Genomic DNA, 16,230 nt, shown 5'->3' with positions numbered 1-16,230 from the left:
CAACCACCGAACACCCGAGATCCGGATCGATGACTTCCCAGCTGCTTGCACCCTTGTTCGGCGATCCCGCAATCGATGCGCTGTTCGATGACACCGCGCGCCTGCAGGGCATGCTGGATTTCGAGGCGGCGCTGGCGCGTGCGGAAGCCGCATGCGGCGTCATCCCCGAAACCGTCGTCGCGCACATCACCGGTGCCTGCGACGCGGGCACCTTCGATATCACCGCGCTCGGTGCAGCCACCGCCCTGTCCGGTAATCCGGCGATCCCGCTGGTCAAGGCCCTGACCGCCAAGGTCATGGCCCTCGACGAAGACGCATCGCGCTGGGTGCACTGGGGCGCGACCAGCCAGGACGTGATCGATACCGGCACGGTGCTGCAGCTACGCGCCGCGCTGGATGCGATCACGCCGAAGCTCGATGCGGTCTGCGCCACCCTGCATGCGCTCGCCGATGCTGAGCGCGCGACCGGCCTGCCCGGCCGCACGCTGTTGCAACAGGCGGTGCCGGTCACCTTCGGGCTGAAGGCTGCCGGCTGGCTCGACGCGCTGCAGCGCGCACGCAAGCGCCTGCATGCGCTGCGCGAGGAGGCGTTGGTGCTGCAGTTCGGCGGTGCTGCCGGCACCCTGGCTTCGCTGCAAGATCGCGGGCTGGAGGTTGCACAAGCGCTCGCCGACGAACTCAAGCTGCCGCTGCCCGCATTGCCGTGGCATACCTCGCGCGACCGCATCGTCGAAGTCGGCACGGCCTTCGCGCTGCTGGCCGGTGCGCTGGGCAAGATCGCCACAGATCTCGTGCTGTTGATGCAATCCGAAGTCGCCGAGGCCTTCGAGCCTTCCGGCGTAGGCAAGGGCGGCTCGTCGGCGATGCCGCACAAGCGCAATCCGGTCGGCTGCGTCGGCGCGATTGCCGCCGCCACGCGCGTGCCTGGCCTGGTCTCCACGCTGTTCGCCGCGATGAACCAGCCGCACGAACGCGCACCCGGCCAGTGGCATGCCGAATGGGAAACCCTGCCGGAGATCATCCGCCTCACCGCCGGCAGCCTGGCGCAGATGCGCATCGTGCTGGACGGCCTGCAGCTGGACCGCGCACGCATGGCGGCGCACCTGGACAGCTTTGGCGGCCTGCTCTACGCCGAAGCCGTGTCGGTGACCTTGGCCGCTTCGCTGGGCAAGGCCGCTGCGCATGCGCTGGTCGAAGCCGCCGCCAAGCGCTCGGTCGGTGAAGGCCGCCACCTGCGTGAGGTTCTGGGTGAAGACGCGCACGTCACCGCGGTCCTCGGCGCCACGCAACTCGACGCCCTGTTCGCCGCAGACAGCTGGCGCGGCATGGCCGATACCTGGATCGACCGCGTCCTCGCGGCCGACTGATTTTCTGAAAGCAACGGAGCAACGCCCCATGCCCTTCCTCGACCTGCCCACCCATCGCCTGCATTTCCGCATCGACGGCGCCGAAGGCGCGCCCTGGCTAACCTTCTGCAACTCACTGGGCACCGACCTGAGCATGTGGGACCTGCAGGTGGCCGAGCTGGCCAAGGACTTCCGCATCCTGCGTTACGACCGTCGCGGCCACGGCCAGTCCACCGCCGCCGATGGCCTGTACACCATCGATCAACTCGGTGGCGATGTCATCGCGCTGTGGGATGCGCTACAGATCGGGAAGACCCATTTCTGCGGCCTGTCCATCGGTGGCCTCACCGGCCAATGGCTGGGCCTCAACGCCGCCGCGCGCCTGGACAAGCTGGTGGTGTGCACGACCGCGGCCAAGATCGGCAATACCGAGGGCTGGGCGCAGCGCATCACCGGCGTGCTGGAAAGTGGCATGAAGCCGCTGGCCGAAGGCACGGTCACGCGCTGGTTCACCGAGCACTTCACGTCGACTCCCACGAAGAACAGGTCAAGGACATCATCGACGTGTTCCTGGCGACCACGCCAGAAGGCTACGCCGGCTGCTGCAATGCCGTGGGCGGCGCGGATTTCCGCGAGACCTTGTCGAAGATCACCGTGCCGCTGCTGACCATCGCCGGCGATGACGACCCGGTCTGCCCACCCAGCGATCTGCAGCACATCGCCGACACCGTCGCCGATGGCCGCTTCGCCCAGGTGCCCGGCCGCCATATCTGCAACGTCGAATCACCGGCTGGCTTCACCGGCGCGCTGCGCGCGTTCCTGAACGACTGAGCCCTGCGCGCCTGACCCACACACTCAAAGAGATCCCACGATGGACGAACAAGCCCGTTACGAAGCTGGACTGACGGTACGCAAGGCGGTGCTGGGCGAGGCGCACGTGCAACGCTCGCTGGAGGCACGCACCGACTTCACCACCGAGTTCCAGGACTTCATCACCCGCGCTGCCTGGGGCGAGGTGTGGACGCGCGAAGGCCTGCCGCGCCATACCCGCTCGCTGCTGACCATCGCGATGATGGTCGCGCTGGGCCACGACGAAGAGTTCAAGCTGCACATCCGCGCCGCGCGCAACAACGGCGTCAGTGCCGACCAGATCAAGGAAGTGCTGCTGCAGACCGCGATCTACTGCGGCGTGCCTGCGGCTAACCATGCCTTCGCGCTGGCCAAGCCGATCCTGGAAGAACAGGCTGCCGAATAACCCGCAATACGGCCAACCTGTAGAGCGGAGCTTGCTCCGCTGCTCTTCGGACGGGTCACCAGGAAAGCCCCAGCGGAGTCCCCAAGATGGGATTGCCACAAGCTCCGCTCTACATGGGCTTCGGCATGAGCGCATCACCTGCGGCCATGTAGAAGCTTCAACGAATCAGGCGATCATGCGACCTGGCCCGGCGAACGCCGGCCTGTTCACCCCCACGACGAGACACGCGCGATGAAGCTCCGCACTGCCTGCCTGGCCCTGTTGCTGCTGTTACCCACCTTTGCCCTGCAGGCGCGGCCGCAACCCGGGCCGGGCACCCAACTGCAGCAGGTCAAGGCCGACGACGGCCAGTCGCTCGCGGTCTGGTCGCGCGTGCCGGCGCAGCCGCGCGGTGCGATCCTGCTGGTGCATGGCCGCACCTGGAGTTCGCTGCCCAACTTCGACCTGCAGGTGCCGGGCGAAGCGACCGATTCGCGTTCGGTGCTGGCCGCGCTAGCCAAGGCCGGCTACGCCGCCTACGCCCTGGACCTGCGCGGCTACGGCGCCACGCCGCGCCAACGCGATGGCTGGAACACGCCCGTGCGCGCAGTGGCCGATGTCGAACAGACCCTGGCCTGGATTGCCGCGCGCCATCCACAACTGCCAGCGCCGGCGTTGCTGGGCTATTCCAACGGCGCGCGCGTGGCTTTGTTGGCTGCCCAAGCGCAACCCAAGACGCTATCGGCACTGGTGCTGTACGGCTTTCCCAACGATGTCGATGCGCCCGAACCGGCCCAGCCCGAACCGACCGGCAAGCCACCACGCGAACGCACCACCGCCGATGGCGCCGCCTCGGACTTCATCACCGCCGGCGCCGTACCGGATGCCGTGCGACAGGCCTATGTCGACCAGGCGCTGGCCGCCGATCCGGTCCGCACTGACTGGCGCGCAGGCGCGCAGTTCGACTTCCAGCCCGAGCAGGTCAAGGACCTACCCGTCCTGCTGCTACGCGGCGTCAACGATCCCCTCGCCACCCAGGCCGAAAACGCCCACCTGTACGTGCGCCTGGGCAGCGAAGACCGCAGCTGGGTCACCCTGCCCCACGCCGACCACGTCGCCCATGTCGAAGACAGCCACGCCGCCTGGGTGCAGTCGATCGTGGATTTCCTGCAGCGACCGCGCTGAGGACACACCCGGCCTACGCGTATCGCGCTTGAGTTCGATGCAGCAACCACTCCCCTGACGCGCTTCAACAGCAACGCGACCACTTAAGGCTGGCCTGAGCTGCGGACAATTGGTAATCCCCCCGCGGATTAGCAGGAGTCAGAAGTGGAATTTTCGTAAGCTCCCCCGCCTGACAGAGACCGCATAAGTAGAACTTTCTGGCATCTTTCCCCAGCCAGGAGGTTTCATGCGTACATCCAAGTTCACCGAGTCGCAGATCGTCGCCACGCTCAAGCAGGCTGATGCGGGCCTACCGGTCAAGGACCTCTGCCGCCAAGCCGGGATCAGCACCGCGACGTATTACCAGTGGAAGAGCAAGTACGGCGGTACTGGAAGCCTCCGAGCTGCGCCGGGTCAAGGAGCTCGAGTCCGAGAACGCCAAGCTCAAGCGGATGTACGCCGAGCTGGCGCTGGACAACGCGGCGATGAAGGATCTGATCGCAAAAAAAACTCTAGGGCCGGCTCGTAAGCGCGAGGCCGTCCTGCACCTGGTCCAGGTGCATGGGCGGCCACTGCGTCGGTCCTGTGCTGTGTCGGTCTGTCGAGAGCGGCGTGGTACGCGCCGCCATTGGACTGGACGGTGCGCGATGCCGAGTTGATCGCGGCCATCGCCGGTTTCGTGGAAGCCCACTCAAGCCGCGGCTTCTGGAAGTGCAGCGATCAGCTGCGCAAGGCACACCCGGTCTGGAATCCCAAGCGGATCTATCGCGTGTACAAGGCCATGAAGCTCAACCTGCATCGTGCCGCCAAGCGGCGCCTTCCCAAGCGAGGGCGCGTTGCGCTCTATGTCCCCGCACTGCCTGACACGGTCTGGTCGGTCGACTTCATGAGCGATGCCCTGGCATGTGGGCAACGCTTCCGTACCTTCAACGTCGTCGACGACTTCAACCGCCAGGCACTGCACATCGAGATCGACACCTCGATCAATTCGCAACGGCTGGTCCGCGTGTTCGAGCAGATCAAGTGCGACCATGGCCTGCCGCAGGTGGTTCGCTCGGACAATGGGCCTGAGTTCCTCGGTGAAGTGCTCACCAGCTGGCTGAAGGCCAACGGCGTGGCGATCCAGTACATCCAACCCGGCAAGCCCAACCAGAATGCTTCCATCGAGCGCTTCAACCGCACCTTCCGTGAGGAAATACTCGACCAGCATCTGTTCGCCAGACTCGTTGATGTCTGCGAGGCTGTGCACTGGTGGATGATCGACTACAACGAACTGCGACCCCACGATTCGCTTGGCGGCATGACGCCTGTCGAGTACCGCAACCAACACGCCGGAAGTTCTACTTTTAATGTGTCTGCTTGACGGGGGAGTTTACGACCCCACGTCATGATTCCTAGTTCAGGATGTTCGATCACCGCTTCGTAGTGATACTCGGGGCCCATACCCCTTTCATCAGAGCCCGAGTCTTGCCAGTCCAATTCATCAGCATCGATCTCATAGATGAGTTGAGTGTCGGCGTGCTGGATTTTTGCGATGCCTCGGCAGTAGATCTGCATTCCATTGCTCCAAGTGGTTTAAGTGCTTATTGAGAGAGGAATCTCGCCCAGCCATAGACTAAGGCTATCGAAACACTGGAGTTCCTGCTCTACGAACTGCCCCGCATCTCGGCATGGAAAAACCAGTTGTAAGTGCTAACGATCAGTTAGGCACGAGTCGAAATAAGCAATCAAGCGCCTGCGCTTGTGCTTTCTGGTCCATTGGTCAATGCCTGTGCGGCTGTGGATATGTTTTCTGCGCTCGATCTCTCAACGAATCAACAACTTGTTTCTGAAGACGTTCCTAAGCGACTTGCATGATTTGCGTCGACAAATTGCACGTTAGGTGTCGGCGAGTTGCATGACATGTATCGATCCACATCAGCATCCGCTGCGGCCGACGCAGATTCGCCAAAAAAATAGATAGCAAACTCATTAATAGACGAGCATCATATTCCGATGCCCACGCCAGACCACCTCCGTTTCCAGCTGTCCTCCGGCCTGATCCTGGCCGGGCGGCAGTGGCAGAAGGTCGTCGACAACGCGCTGGCCGGACAGGGCATCAGCAATGCCATGACCATGCCCCTGCTGATGATCGGCCGCTCCGGCGGCGGCATCCGGCAGGTGGAACTGGCCCAGCTGATCGGGGTGGAGGGCCCCTCGCTGGTGCGAATCCTGGACAAGCTGGCCACGGCCGGACTGGTGCGCCGCGAATGCGACGCCAACGACCGCCGCGCCAACCTGCTGTGGCTGACCGAAGCGGGCGAAGTGCTGCTCCAGCAGCTCGAAACCCAGCTGGCGGACCTGCGTCGGGCCACCTTCGGCGCGCTGTCGGCACAGGAGATGGACACCATCCTGCGCCTGTACCAGATCGTGGAAGAGGCCGCCAAAGCTTCCTGACCCCGCTGCATCCCGTCGTGTCGTGCCGCGCCCCACGGCGCGGGTCCTGCCCCCTCCCCTCCCTCGTTGCGAAATCCACACACTCCCATGCCCGGAGAATTCACCGTCTACGGCGTCTTTGTCCCGACGCTGCTGGCCCTGATGACGTTGGCGTACCTGCTCAAGGGCGGCGTGCGCTTCGTCCTGCAGCGGCTGGGTGCTTACCACCACATCTGGCATCCCTCGCTCTTCAACTTCGCCCTGTTCCTCATCCTCCTCGACGGCCTGTACCGGCTGCTGCACTGGATTTCCCCATGAAAACCCCTCTGGCGCGGGCCAAGCCCGTCGTGATCACCGTGCTTGCCCTCGGCGTGGCGGCGTTGGCCGTCAACCATCTGTGGGGCTACTACATGGAAGCGCCGTGGACGCGCGACGCCCACGTCAACGCCGACATCGTCCAGGTCGCACCCGATGTCTCGGGCCTGGTCACCGACGTGCAGGTCGATGACAACGCCGCGGTGAAGAAAGGCCAGCGGCTGTTCGTGGTCGACCGCGCCCGCTACGAAATCGCGCTGGAACAAGCCCAGGCCGCCCAGGCCCAGGCCCAGGCCGTGGTCGCCCAGCTCAAGCGCGAGGTCGCCCGCGACCACGGCGTGCGCGACCTGGTGTCGGCCGAGGAGATCGAAGAGCGCCGCGCCAACCTGGACAAAGCCCTGGCCGCGGTGGCCACCGCCCAGGCCGGCGTCGACCTGGCCCGGCTCAACCTGGCCCGCACCGAAGTGCACAGTCCGGTCGACGGGCGCCTGACCGACCGCACCGTGCGCATCGGCGACTACGTCACGGCGGGCAAGCCGGTGTTTGCCGTGCTCGATACCGCCTCGCTGCGCGTGGACGGCTACTTCGAGGAAACCCGCCTGCACCGCATCGCCCCCGGCCAGCCGGTGGAAGTGCGGGTGATGGGCGACGGCCGCACCCTGCACGGCCACGTGCTGAGCATCGCCGCCGGCATCGAGGACCGTTACCGCACCCAGGGCGCGAGCCTGCTGCCCAATGTCAATCCCGCCTTCGACTGGGTGCGCCTGGCCCAGCGCATCCCGGTGCGGGTGAGCGTGGAAGACGCGCCGGCCGACCTGCAGCTGGTGGTCGGCCGCACCGCCACGGTCAACGTGCTGCCGCCCGAAGCGAAAACCGACGCCCCCCCGGCCACCGCACAGACCGGGACCAGGCCGCAGTCATGAGCCACCCGCGCCTTGTCATCGGCCTGGCCGCGCTGAGCGCCGCGCTGGCCGCCTGCACCACCGTCGGCCCCAACTACGTGCTGCCGGCCGAGTCGCGCTACGCGCAGCTGCAGGCGCAGCCACTGACCCTGGACACCGGCGATTCGGCCGCGCTGGACAGCGGGGATGCCGCGGTCGACCAGTGGTGGAAGCTCTACGACGATCCGCTGCTCGACAGGCTGGTCCAGCAAGCATTCGACAACAGCGTGGAACTGCGCGTGGCCAGTGCGCGCCTGGATAAAGCCAGCGCGATGTACCAGCAGACCGCGGCCGCGGGCGGTTTCGATTTCGGCGCCGAAGCCGGCGTGCAGCGCGCGCAGGTCTCGGCCGAATCGTTCCTGCAGGAAGAAAAGCTGCCGGTGTTCAACCTGGCCAGCGGCGGCTTTTCCGCGTCCTACCAGACCGACCTGTTCGGCAAGCTGCGGCGCGCAACCGAAGCCTCGCAGGCCAGCGCCGAGTCGGTGATGGCCGCGCGCGACCTGGCCCGCATCAGCGTGGTCGCCCAGGTGGTGGGCAGCTACGTGGAAACCTGCCACCTCAATCACGAGCTGCACATCGCAACCCATTCCATCGACCTGCAGCAGCGCACCCAGGACGTGGCCCAGCGCATGCACGCCGCCGGTCGCGGCACCAGCAGCACGGTCGATCGCGCCGGCGCCCAACTGGCCACGCTGCAGGCCTCGCTGCCGCCGCTGCGCGCACGCAAGCTCGCTGCCGAATACGAACTGGCCGCGCTGCTCGGCCAGACCCCGGACCAGATCCCCGATGGCGTGGACCAGTGCGCCGATGCGCCAGAACTGGCCCGCGCAATCCCGATTGGCGATGGCGCCGCCCTGCTGCGCCGTCGTCCCGATGTGCGCCGTGCCGAACGCGAGCTGCATGCCGCCACCGCCGAGATCGGCGTGGCCACGGCCGAGCTGTACCCGGACATCACCATCGGCGCCTCGGTCGGCGCGGCCGGCCTGTTGGAAGACTTCGGCAAGCCGGCCACGCAGGAGTGGTCGATCGGCCCGGCCATCCACTGGTCGATCCCCAGCGCCGGCGCCAAGGCACGGGTGGAAGTGGCCAAGGCCGGCCAGCAGCTGGCCCTGGCCGAATTCGACCAGGCCGTGCTCAACGCGCTGCGCGAAACCCAGACCGCACTGAGCCGCTACGTGCAGGACCTGCAACGCGTGCAGTCGCTGCAACAGGCGCTGGAACAGGCCCAGCGCGCCGCCGATGAAGACCGCCGCCTGTACCAGGCCGGACGTCGCCCGTATCTGGCCAGCCTGGATGCCGACCGCACCCGCGTGGGCAGCGAAACCGCGCTGGCCGATGCGCAGGCGCAGGTCTCGCAGGACCAGATCCGCCTGTTCCTGGCCCTGGGTGGTGGCTGGCAGCAAGCCACGGCCACGCCGTGATCCACGCGGACACCATCGCATGAACGTCTTGCTGGACAAGCGCGCCTGGCTGTTCTCCAGCAAGGCTTACCTGGCCGCGGTGGCGGCGTTGTTCATCGGCCTGTGGGGCAACCTGCCGCGGCCGTACTGGGCGATGTCCACGGTCTACATCGTGATCCAGCCGATGCTGGGCGGGACCCGCTCGCGCGGGCTCTATCGCATCGTCGGCACGCTGATCGGCGCGGTCGGCACGGTGATGCTGCTGCCGCCGCTGTCGCAGGCGCCGGTCCTGCTGAGCCTGGCGCTGTCGCTGTGGCTGGCCGGCTGCCTGTGCATCTCGCTGCTCAACCGCGGGCCGTCGGCGTATGTGTTCCTGCTGGCCAGCTACACCACCGCCTTCATCGGCTTTCCCGCCGTGACCCAGCCTGAAGGCATCTTCGACGTGGCCGTCGCCCGCAGCGAGGAGATCATCGTCGGTGCGCTGTGCGCGGTGCTGGTGGCGGCGCTGGTGTTCCCCTCGTCGATGAAGTCGGTGATCACCGGCCGCATCGGTGCCTGGATGGACGACGCGGTGGCCTGGTGCACGCTGGTGCTGCGCCGCGACGGCCATCGCGATGCGCGCCGCGGTCGCCTGGCCGCCGATCTTGGCCAGTTCGAGCAACTGATCGTCATGGCCAGCCGCGACAGCACGCGCCATCCGCAGGTGCATGCCCAGATGCGCGAACTGCGCGCACGCATGCTCGAACTCATCCCCACCCTGGCCGGCATCACCGACCGGATGGACACGCTGCACGATCATGCGGCGCTTTCGGTCGAGCTCACCACGCTGATCGAAGACATCAGCGCCTGGCAGCACCAGGCCACGCCGGCGCCGGAGACCCTGGATGCCCTGCGCGCACGCATCACCGCGCTGCGCCCGGCACTGACCCGCGACATCGACGCACTGGTCGGCAACAGCCTGCTGCTGCGACTGGATGAACTGCTCACGCTGTGGGACGAGTGCCGTCGCCTGCAGCACGACATCGGCACCGGCCACGAACAACGCCTGCCGGTGTTCGGCCCGGCGCGCGGACCCGGCTTCGACACCGGCATCGAACAACGCCACATCGACCTGCCGATGGTCCTGTTCGGCGCGCTCAGTGCCGGCGCCACGGTGTTCGCCTACTGCCTGCTGTGGATCTGGACCGGCTGGCCGGCCGGAGGCCTGGGCGCGATGATGGCCGCGGTCGGCACGGCGTTCTTCGCCGGCATGGACGACCCGGTCCCCAACATCCTCAAGTTCCTGTCGGGCACCATCGTGGCCTGCGTGGTGGCCGGCATCTACATCTTCGGCATCTTCCCGGCGGTCAAGGATTTCGGCGCGCTGGTGCTGGTGCTGGCGCCGGTGTTCCTGCCGCTGGGCCTGCTGGTCTATCGCCCCGCGACGATGCTCATGGGCCTGATCATGCTGGCCAACATGTCGACACTGCTCGGCCTGCAGAGCAGCTATCACGCCGACTTCCAGACCTACATCAACACCGCCGTGTCGATGCTGCTGGGGCTGGTGTTCGCCATCGTGATGACGCGGCTGTTCCGCTCGGTCGGTGCCGAATGGAGCGCGCGCCGCCTGGTCCGCGCGGGCTGGTCATTGCTGGCCGATGCCGCTGCCGGCCACGGCCAGCAGGACCGCGCGCGCTTCACTGGCCGCATGCTCGACCTGCTCGGCCTGGCCACGCCGCGCCTGGCGGCCACCGCCGAAGGCAGCGACCTGGCCACGGTCGACCTGCTGGAGGAGACCCGCATCGGCCTGAACATCCTGCAGCTGCGCCGGGCACGGCGCGAACTGCCCGAACCTTCGGCCAGCAACGTCGATGCGCTGCTGGCCCGGATCACCGCGCACTACCGCGCCCAGGCCGACGCCGGGCACCAGATCGACGCCCCCGAAGCCCTGCGCGATGCACTGGATGCATCCTTATCGCGCCTGGGCGGCCTGCCCGCCGGTGCCACGCGCGATGCCGCGTTGCTGGGACTGGTGGGCCTGCGCCACGGCCTGTTCAGCCGCAGCGCGCCGAAGAACCAGCCACTGGCGGTGGCCGCGAGCTGATCATTTCAATCGACACCCGGAATCGTCATTCCCGCCTGCGCGGGAACCACGACGCTCGCCTCAACCCTTCGGCTTGATGCTCTCGCTCAGGTAATCCGGGGTGCCATCCACGCGCACCAGGTGCGGATACTGCAGGCCGTCGTGGTAATCGACCTGTACGGTGCGCACGCCGCCCTGGAACTGCAACAGCAAGGTGATCGGTGCGCTGCTGCCCTTGGCCGTGCTGATCGCGCGCTTGAGCACCGCCGCCGAATAATCGCGCCCGTTGACCGCCATCAGCTTGGCGCCGGTACTCACCCCCGCTTTGAACGCCGGGCCATCCCAGCGCACGTCGTTGATGGTGCCGTCGTCGTTCATGGTCAGGCCAATCGACCAAGCGAAGTTGTAGCGGTGCCGCGCTGACTGCGGGTTGCTGTTGTACTGGGTTTCGTACTCGCTCGGCGTATCGGTGTAGACCAGCTTCCAGCCACTGGCGGCGATGCCATCGAGCAACGACGGCTGCACGCTCTGCACGCGGCTTTTGAGGAAACCGGCCCAGTCGTCGTGGGCCACGCCGTCCAGCGTGCTGACCACGTCCTCGAACGTATACGGATGGGTCACGTAGCTGCCATCGTCCACGCTGAAGAACGCCTTGGCGAAATCGTCCAGCGATTTCTTTCCACCGGTCAGCGCGCGCAGCCGCGCATCGATCTGCAGCCACACCATCTGGCCGGCGCTGTAGTACTCCTCGCTCATCTGCCAACTGCGGTACGGCAGCGGCGCGCGATGCGCGGCGGTCGGATCGTTGGTGGTGTCTTCCAGCGTGCGCCAATCGAAGCCGACCCGGTTGCGGTCATAGTTGGCCGCCACCATCGCCAGCGCGTCGCGGAACTGCTGCGGCGTCCACAGCCCGGCCCGCGCGGTCAGCACAAAGCCCCAGTACTGCGTCGCACCCTCGTACACCCACAGCAGCGAATCACCCATCGGCACGTTGAAGTTGGGCGTCCACAGGTCCGCGCCGCGGCGGAACTTGCCATTCCACGAATGCGTGAACTCATGCGCCAGCAGGTCGCGGTCGGTCGGGTTGTCCTTCCAGTCGGTGAAGTAGCCCGGGCCCAGGCCGTTCTCGCTGGACTGGTGGTGCTCCAGCCCGTTGCCCGCCAAGTGGTCGGACAGCGAGAACAGGAAATCGTAGTGGTCGTAGTGATGCGAGCCGAACAACCGGGTCGCCTGCACCGGCAGCGCGCGGTGCGCGGCCAGCTGTTCGGGCGTCATCTCCAGGTCCTTGGCATCGTCGGCGACCATGTCCAGGAATACCGGCGCGCCACCCGGCGGGGTCAGATCGACCTGCTTGAAATGCTGACCGGCGTAGATCGGTGAATCGACCAGCGTGTTGTACGGCACCGGCTGGAAGGTGGTGGTCGCGCCGTCCTTGCTCGACGCACGCAGCGCGCTGCCAAACTGCCAGCCGGCCGGCAAGGTCACGCTCGGCTGCACCTGGATGCCACGCGTGTAATAGCCGGCCGGATACAGCGACATCTGGTCCCAATCCAGCATCAGCAGCTTGTCGGTCATCTGGAAGCCGCCATCGCGTGCCGACAGGTACTGGAACTGCGCCTCCAGCGTGGTCACCCCGGCCGGCACGTCCACGTGGAAGGCGTACACATCGTAGGTATCGCGCGTCCACGCCAGCGGCTTGCCGTTGGCGCTGAACTTCAACCCGGCCAGCTGCGCGATCGGGCCGCTCGGCGAATGCGCGCCGGGAATCCACTCCGGATACAGCAGCGTCACCTTGCCCGCCTGCACCGGGATCGACTCATGCACGCGGAAGATGCCCTGCGTCGTGTCGCTGGCATCGACCTTCAACGCGATCTGGCCCGGATACGGCACGTCCTGCGGCGCCGGCACGTCGGGCGTGCGCGCCACCTGGGCCGAGGCCACACCAGCAATCAGCGCCAACCCCAGCGCAACGGACAGACGGGTTCGGGGCGACGTCACGGCGACGGCAACGCAACGGGCAAGGGACATGGCAGGCTCCAACGGCAGGACGGAAGGCAACGGCGCACCGTAGCACCGCGCCCGGCGCCGGGCGTGGGCCGGAAGTCGTGGCGATGGCGGGATTGTTCCCGGCCGCGTACGTCCGGCCGCTGCAGCGTGACCTCAGGACGCGGCTTTCGGCGCGCTCAGGCTGTTGCTGTACATGCCCGACCGATCAAAGCAGCATGCCCGCCGCTTGCCGTTGGCCAGTATGTCGCAGGCGGTGGCGATGCGTTTGGCCCGCGTCTCGGCCTTCTTGCCCGAGGTCATCCAGAAGATCCAGTCCCGTCGCGCCATCGGCGTGATGTCGTCCCAGGTCGCGCGCGCGGCCGGGTGTTCGGCGAACGCCTTGCGAATGTCCGGTGGCACGACGGGTTCGGGTTCTTCGGCCACTGGCGTGAGATGCAGCGCCACCTTGTCTCCCACGGCGATGCCCGCGGCCTCACGCAACCCGGCCTCGACCTTCAACCAGTGACTGCCCTGCCCATCCGGTTCCAGCGTCGCCTGGAATGCCTGACCGGCGAACGTGCCGTCCACCGTGACCATCCCGCGCGTCGGCAGCCTGGCGCTGGCCGCGGCAGGCAACAGCAGGAAGCTCCACGTGGCCTCCACCGGCATCGCCGGCTTCAGCAGCCTTGCCTTGAACGTGATCCTGCTGCTGACCTTGCTCATGGGCCGACCATAGCACCGCCGTCACGATGCCATGCCACCCGTCCCTGTGACTTCCTGCACCGGCTTCGCCCACCCAACGCAACGTACCGTCGCCACGAACAAACGTTGGAGCCACAGGGCATGAAGCCAGGCCGGGATGGGACATGGAACGCTCAGGCAACGCAGGGGCAGATGCCATGAAACTGCGACCGACCCTGAGAGGGCTGGGCCGCCTCGCCCTGCTCATGACCGGCCTTGCGCTGTTGGCTGCGCTCATCGCGCTGCACGGCGCCCAGATCGAAATGACGCCCGGCGGTGCCCACAAACGTCTTCTGATTCCCGTCTTCAGGCAGGCCATTGCCATCCCGATCTACACCGGCACCGGAGAGCATGTCTTGCTGCCCGATCGGCTGGATGGCCCCGTTGTACGCCGGGTCGACGCGCACAGCTGGACTTCGACGTGGTACTGCCAGGATGCAGTCCACCGGCAGGCGACCACGGGGAACGTCCTGGAAATCACATGCGCCGGTAAGCGCCATGCGTATTCGCTCGCCACCGTGCGTCCGCCGCCCGCGATATCCCCGATGCCCGCGCAGGTTGTCGTGTTGAGCGACCTGGAAGGGAACAGCACCTTCATGGAAGCGGCGCTACGCGCGCTCAGCGTCACCGGCGACAACGGCACGTGGACTTTCGGAACCGGGCACCTGGTGATCCTGGGGGATTCGGTGGACCGTGGCCAGGACGTGTTTGCCGTGCTCTGGCGACTACGCGCGCTTGCAGCGCAGGCACAGGCCGCGGGTGGCGCGGTCCACGTACTGCTGGGCAATCACGAGCAATACGTGCTGCAGGCCAATCCATCACGCGCTCACCCCGACCACCGATATGCCTTGAAAGCGATGGGCGGCTATTCCCAGGCCTTCGCTGCGGATACCGTCATCGGTGCGTGGCTACGCGAACAGCCCGTCACCCTGACTCTGGGCCGCGTCCTGTTCGTACATGGCGGCATTTCACCCGCAGTGCTTGAAACCGGTCTTGGCGTGCCCGGACTGAACGCCGCTATGCATGCTTATTGGAAGAACGAAGCGCACGGCGGCCACGCGCAACGGGATGGCAACGCAAACGCGGTACTCGGACTGGCAGGGGTCACCCGCTACCGCGGCTATTTCGAAGCACTGGCAGCGTCCTATCCCGCCGCCACACAGGCGCAGATCGACGAGACGCTGACGCAGTTCAACGTGGATCAGATTGTCGTGGGCCACACACTGGTTGATCGGGTGAAGCAGCTGCATGGAGGGCGCGTGTGGGCGGTCGATGTCAATGACGATGAGGCCGCTGCCGAGGCCCTGGTCTTCACCAATGGCGTTCCGCGCGTGGTGGCACTTGGCGTCGCCCGGAACCTTGGCCAGGAGCCGTCGCCCAGGCGGCGCAGACTCAACCTGCTGGACACGCGGGACTGGCAATTACTGATCGCCATGGGCAAGGAGTTCTGGACGCTATCTCGAATCCCACAAGCACAGTGATCGGGGACGGCACAGGGATTCCCCATCAACGCGCACGTTTTCGCGGGATATTCGCTTGAAGGGAATCAGATCCCGCGCGACTCAACATCCCCTAAGGAAGGTCCGAACAGTGCCGTCATCCCCGCGAAGGCGGGAGGTGCTTCACAACAGCCGAATGGCTGGTCATCCAATGGCTTCAAGTCATTGAAAGCGAAGTCACTAGGTTCCCGCCTTCGCGGGGCTTTCAACAGCCGAATGGCTGGTAATGACGAGCAAAAGCAGGGTTGTTCAGACCTTCCCCAACTGCGATCAACGCTGCTCCGCGGCGCGCCATTCGCCCGCGTCAAGGACATGGACCGCGACCCGTGCCAGCTGATCATCCGCCTGCCCCCGCAGCTCTGTGAGAAACGCGCGGGGCGTGACGCCGGCAATGGACCGGAACTCCGCGATCATGTGCGCCTGATCGTAGTATCCGGCCCCCGCCGCCACCTGTGACCAGGACGTCTCAGCCGTGGTTTCCACAGCCTCCACGGCACGCCCAAAGCGCTTCAACTTGGCGAAGGTCTTCGGACTCAGGCCGGTCGCGTCACTGAACACACGCCGCAGATGGCGTTCGCTCATGCTCAACTGATGGGCAACCGCGCTGACGCTGGCATGTTCCAGCCGCTGCGCAGCGGCTGTCACCAGCGAAAGCCGGGCATCGGATCGGCGGCTGTTCGTGGTCCGTGCGGCGATGGCCCGCTCCAGGATCCTGGCTGCAGGTTCAACATCCCGGACACCGGCGAGCCTGTCCAGCAGGCACTGTGCCGCGCTCCTTCCCCACAGATCCTCAAGCGTCACGACCCGTCCGGCCAGCTCAGATGCCGGGCTGCCAAGCACTGCCGCGTGGGTTCCCAATCGCAGGCGCGCGAGGATGACGCGCTGCCCGCCCCGGACCAACTTGCGGTGCACCGTCGGCCGGATGCCAAGCGCATGCACGTCGACTCCGCCGGGCACTGAGGACCCGAAGCGGACCACCACATGCACCTCCGGACTGGGCACGACGACACGCGCCAGATCGCGACTGCATTCGTCCACCAGCAGCGCGGCGACGGCATTCGGCATCAACGCACCTTTTGGCAGCTGATATCGATGGAAGTCGGCGGGCATGGAAGGATTCTGATCGC

At 66.4% G+C, this 16,230-nt stretch carries 14 protein-coding genes and 1 pseudogene; 12 read left to right on the top strand and 3 right to left on the bottom strand.

Annotated elements, in window-relative coordinates; translation table 11 throughout:
* Positions 1-29: 29 nt before the first annotated feature.
* From O8I58_RS13175 to O8I58_RS13125, 11 genes and pseudogenes are all read left to right on the top strand, one after another.
* Positions 30-1,367 carry a 3-carboxy-cis,cis-muconate cycloisomerase gene (locus O8I58_RS13175; protein WP_298316850.1) on the top strand — a complete coding sequence of 446 codons (1,338 nt, stop codon included), beginning with the start codon at positions 30-32 and terminating at the stop codon, positions 1,365-1,367.
* A gap of 28 nt (positions 1,368-1,395) precedes the next feature.
* A complete protein-coding gene (locus O8I58_RS13170; protein ID WP_298316847.1) occupies positions 1,396-2,013 on the top strand; it encodes an alpha/beta fold hydrolase in 618 nt (205 codons plus the stop codon).
* Complete coding sequence (locus O8I58_RS13165) at positions 1,986-2,177, top strand: alpha/beta fold hydrolase (RefSeq protein WP_298316844.1); 192 nt, start codon at positions 1,986-1,988, stop codon at positions 2,175-2,177. Before O8I58_RS13170 ends, O8I58_RS13165 begins: the two co-directional genes overlap by 28 nt.
* 40 nt (positions 2,178-2,217) lie before the next feature.
* Complete coding sequence (gene pcaC / locus O8I58_RS13160) at positions 2,218-2,601, top strand: 4-carboxymuconolactone decarboxylase (protein WP_298316841.1); 384 nt, start codon at positions 2,218-2,220, stop codon at positions 2,599-2,601.
* 231 nt (positions 2,602-2,832) lie between these two features.
* The gene (locus O8I58_RS13155; RefSeq protein WP_298316838.1) at positions 2,833-3,765 is read left to right on the top strand and encodes an alpha/beta hydrolase; all 933 of its coding nucleotides are present in this window, start codon (positions 2,833-2,835) and stop codon (positions 3,763-3,765) included.
* A 226-nt stretch (positions 3,766-3,991) separates the two neighbouring features.
* Positions 3,992-5,107, top strand: a pseudogene (locus O8I58_RS13150) (IS3 family transposase).
* A gap of 632 nt (positions 5,108-5,739) precedes the next feature.
* Positions 5,740-6,180: a MarR family winged helix-turn-helix transcriptional regulator gene (locus O8I58_RS13145; RefSeq protein ID WP_298316835.1), complete on the top strand. Its 441-nt coding sequence runs from the start codon at positions 5,740-5,742 to the stop codon at positions 6,178-6,180.
* Positions 6,181-6,267: 87 nt separating this feature from the next.
* Positions 6,268-6,477, top strand: coding sequence for a DUF1656 domain-containing protein (locus O8I58_RS13140; protein ID WP_298316832.1), 210 nt, complete (start codon positions 6,268-6,270; stop codon positions 6,475-6,477).
* Positions 6,474-7,397: an efflux RND transporter periplasmic adaptor subunit gene (locus O8I58_RS13135; protein ID WP_298316830.1), complete on the top strand. Its 924-nt coding sequence runs from the start codon at positions 6,474-6,476 to the stop codon at positions 7,395-7,397. The genes O8I58_RS13140 and O8I58_RS13135 overlap by 4 nt, the downstream gene beginning before the upstream one ends.
* The gene (locus O8I58_RS13130; protein ID WP_298316827.1) at positions 7,394-8,836 is read left to right on the top strand and encodes an efflux transporter outer membrane subunit; all 1,443 of its coding nucleotides are present in this window, start codon (positions 7,394-7,396) and stop codon (positions 8,834-8,836) included. Before O8I58_RS13135 ends, O8I58_RS13130 begins: the two co-directional genes overlap by 4 nt.
* Positions 8,837-8,855: 19 nt before the next feature.
* The gene (locus O8I58_RS13125) at positions 8,856-10,898 is read left to right on the top strand and encodes an FUSC family protein (RefSeq protein ID WP_298316824.1); all 2,043 of its coding nucleotides are present in this window, start codon (positions 8,856-8,858) and stop codon (positions 10,896-10,898) included.
* Between the two features lie 60 nt (positions 10,899-10,958).
* On the opposite strand, the gene O8I58_RS13120 is transcribed toward O8I58_RS13125, so the two are convergent.
* Positions 10,959-12,905 carry a M61 family metallopeptidase gene (locus O8I58_RS13120; protein WP_298316821.1) on the bottom strand — a complete coding sequence of 649 codons (1,947 nt, stop codon included), beginning with the start codon at positions 12,903-12,905 and terminating at the stop codon, positions 10,959-10,961.
* 132 nt (positions 12,906-13,037) lie between these two features.
* Positions 13,038-13,586 (bottom strand): YdeI/OmpD-associated family protein, encoded by a 549-nt coding sequence (locus O8I58_RS13115; protein ID WP_298316818.1) that lies wholly within the window; start codon positions 13,584-13,586, stop codon positions 13,038-13,040.
* Between the two features lie 143 nt (positions 13,587-13,729).
* On the opposite strand from O8I58_RS13115, the gene O8I58_RS13110 reads away from it, so the two are divergent.
* On the top strand, positions 13,730-15,085 hold the full coding sequence (locus O8I58_RS13110) for a metallophosphoesterase (RefSeq protein ID WP_298316815.1): 1,356 nt from the start codon (positions 13,730-13,732) through the stop codon (positions 15,083-15,085).
* A 288-nt stretch (positions 15,086-15,373) separates the two neighbouring features.
* Here O8I58_RS13110 and O8I58_RS13105 read toward each other — a convergent pair whose 3' ends face one another.
* On the bottom strand, positions 15,374-16,213 hold the full coding sequence (locus O8I58_RS13105; protein WP_298316812.1) for a helix-turn-helix domain-containing protein: 840 nt from the start codon (positions 16,211-16,213) through the stop codon (positions 15,374-15,376).
* Positions 16,214-16,230 lie beyond the last annotated feature (17 nt).

Source organism: Pseudoxanthomonas sp. (genome assembly GCF_027498035.1).
In the GTDB taxonomy this organism is placed as follows: domain Bacteria; phylum Pseudomonadota; class Gammaproteobacteria; order Xanthomonadales; family Xanthomonadaceae; genus Pseudoxanthomonas_A.
This window is presented reverse-complemented; position numbering and strand designations above follow the sequence as displayed.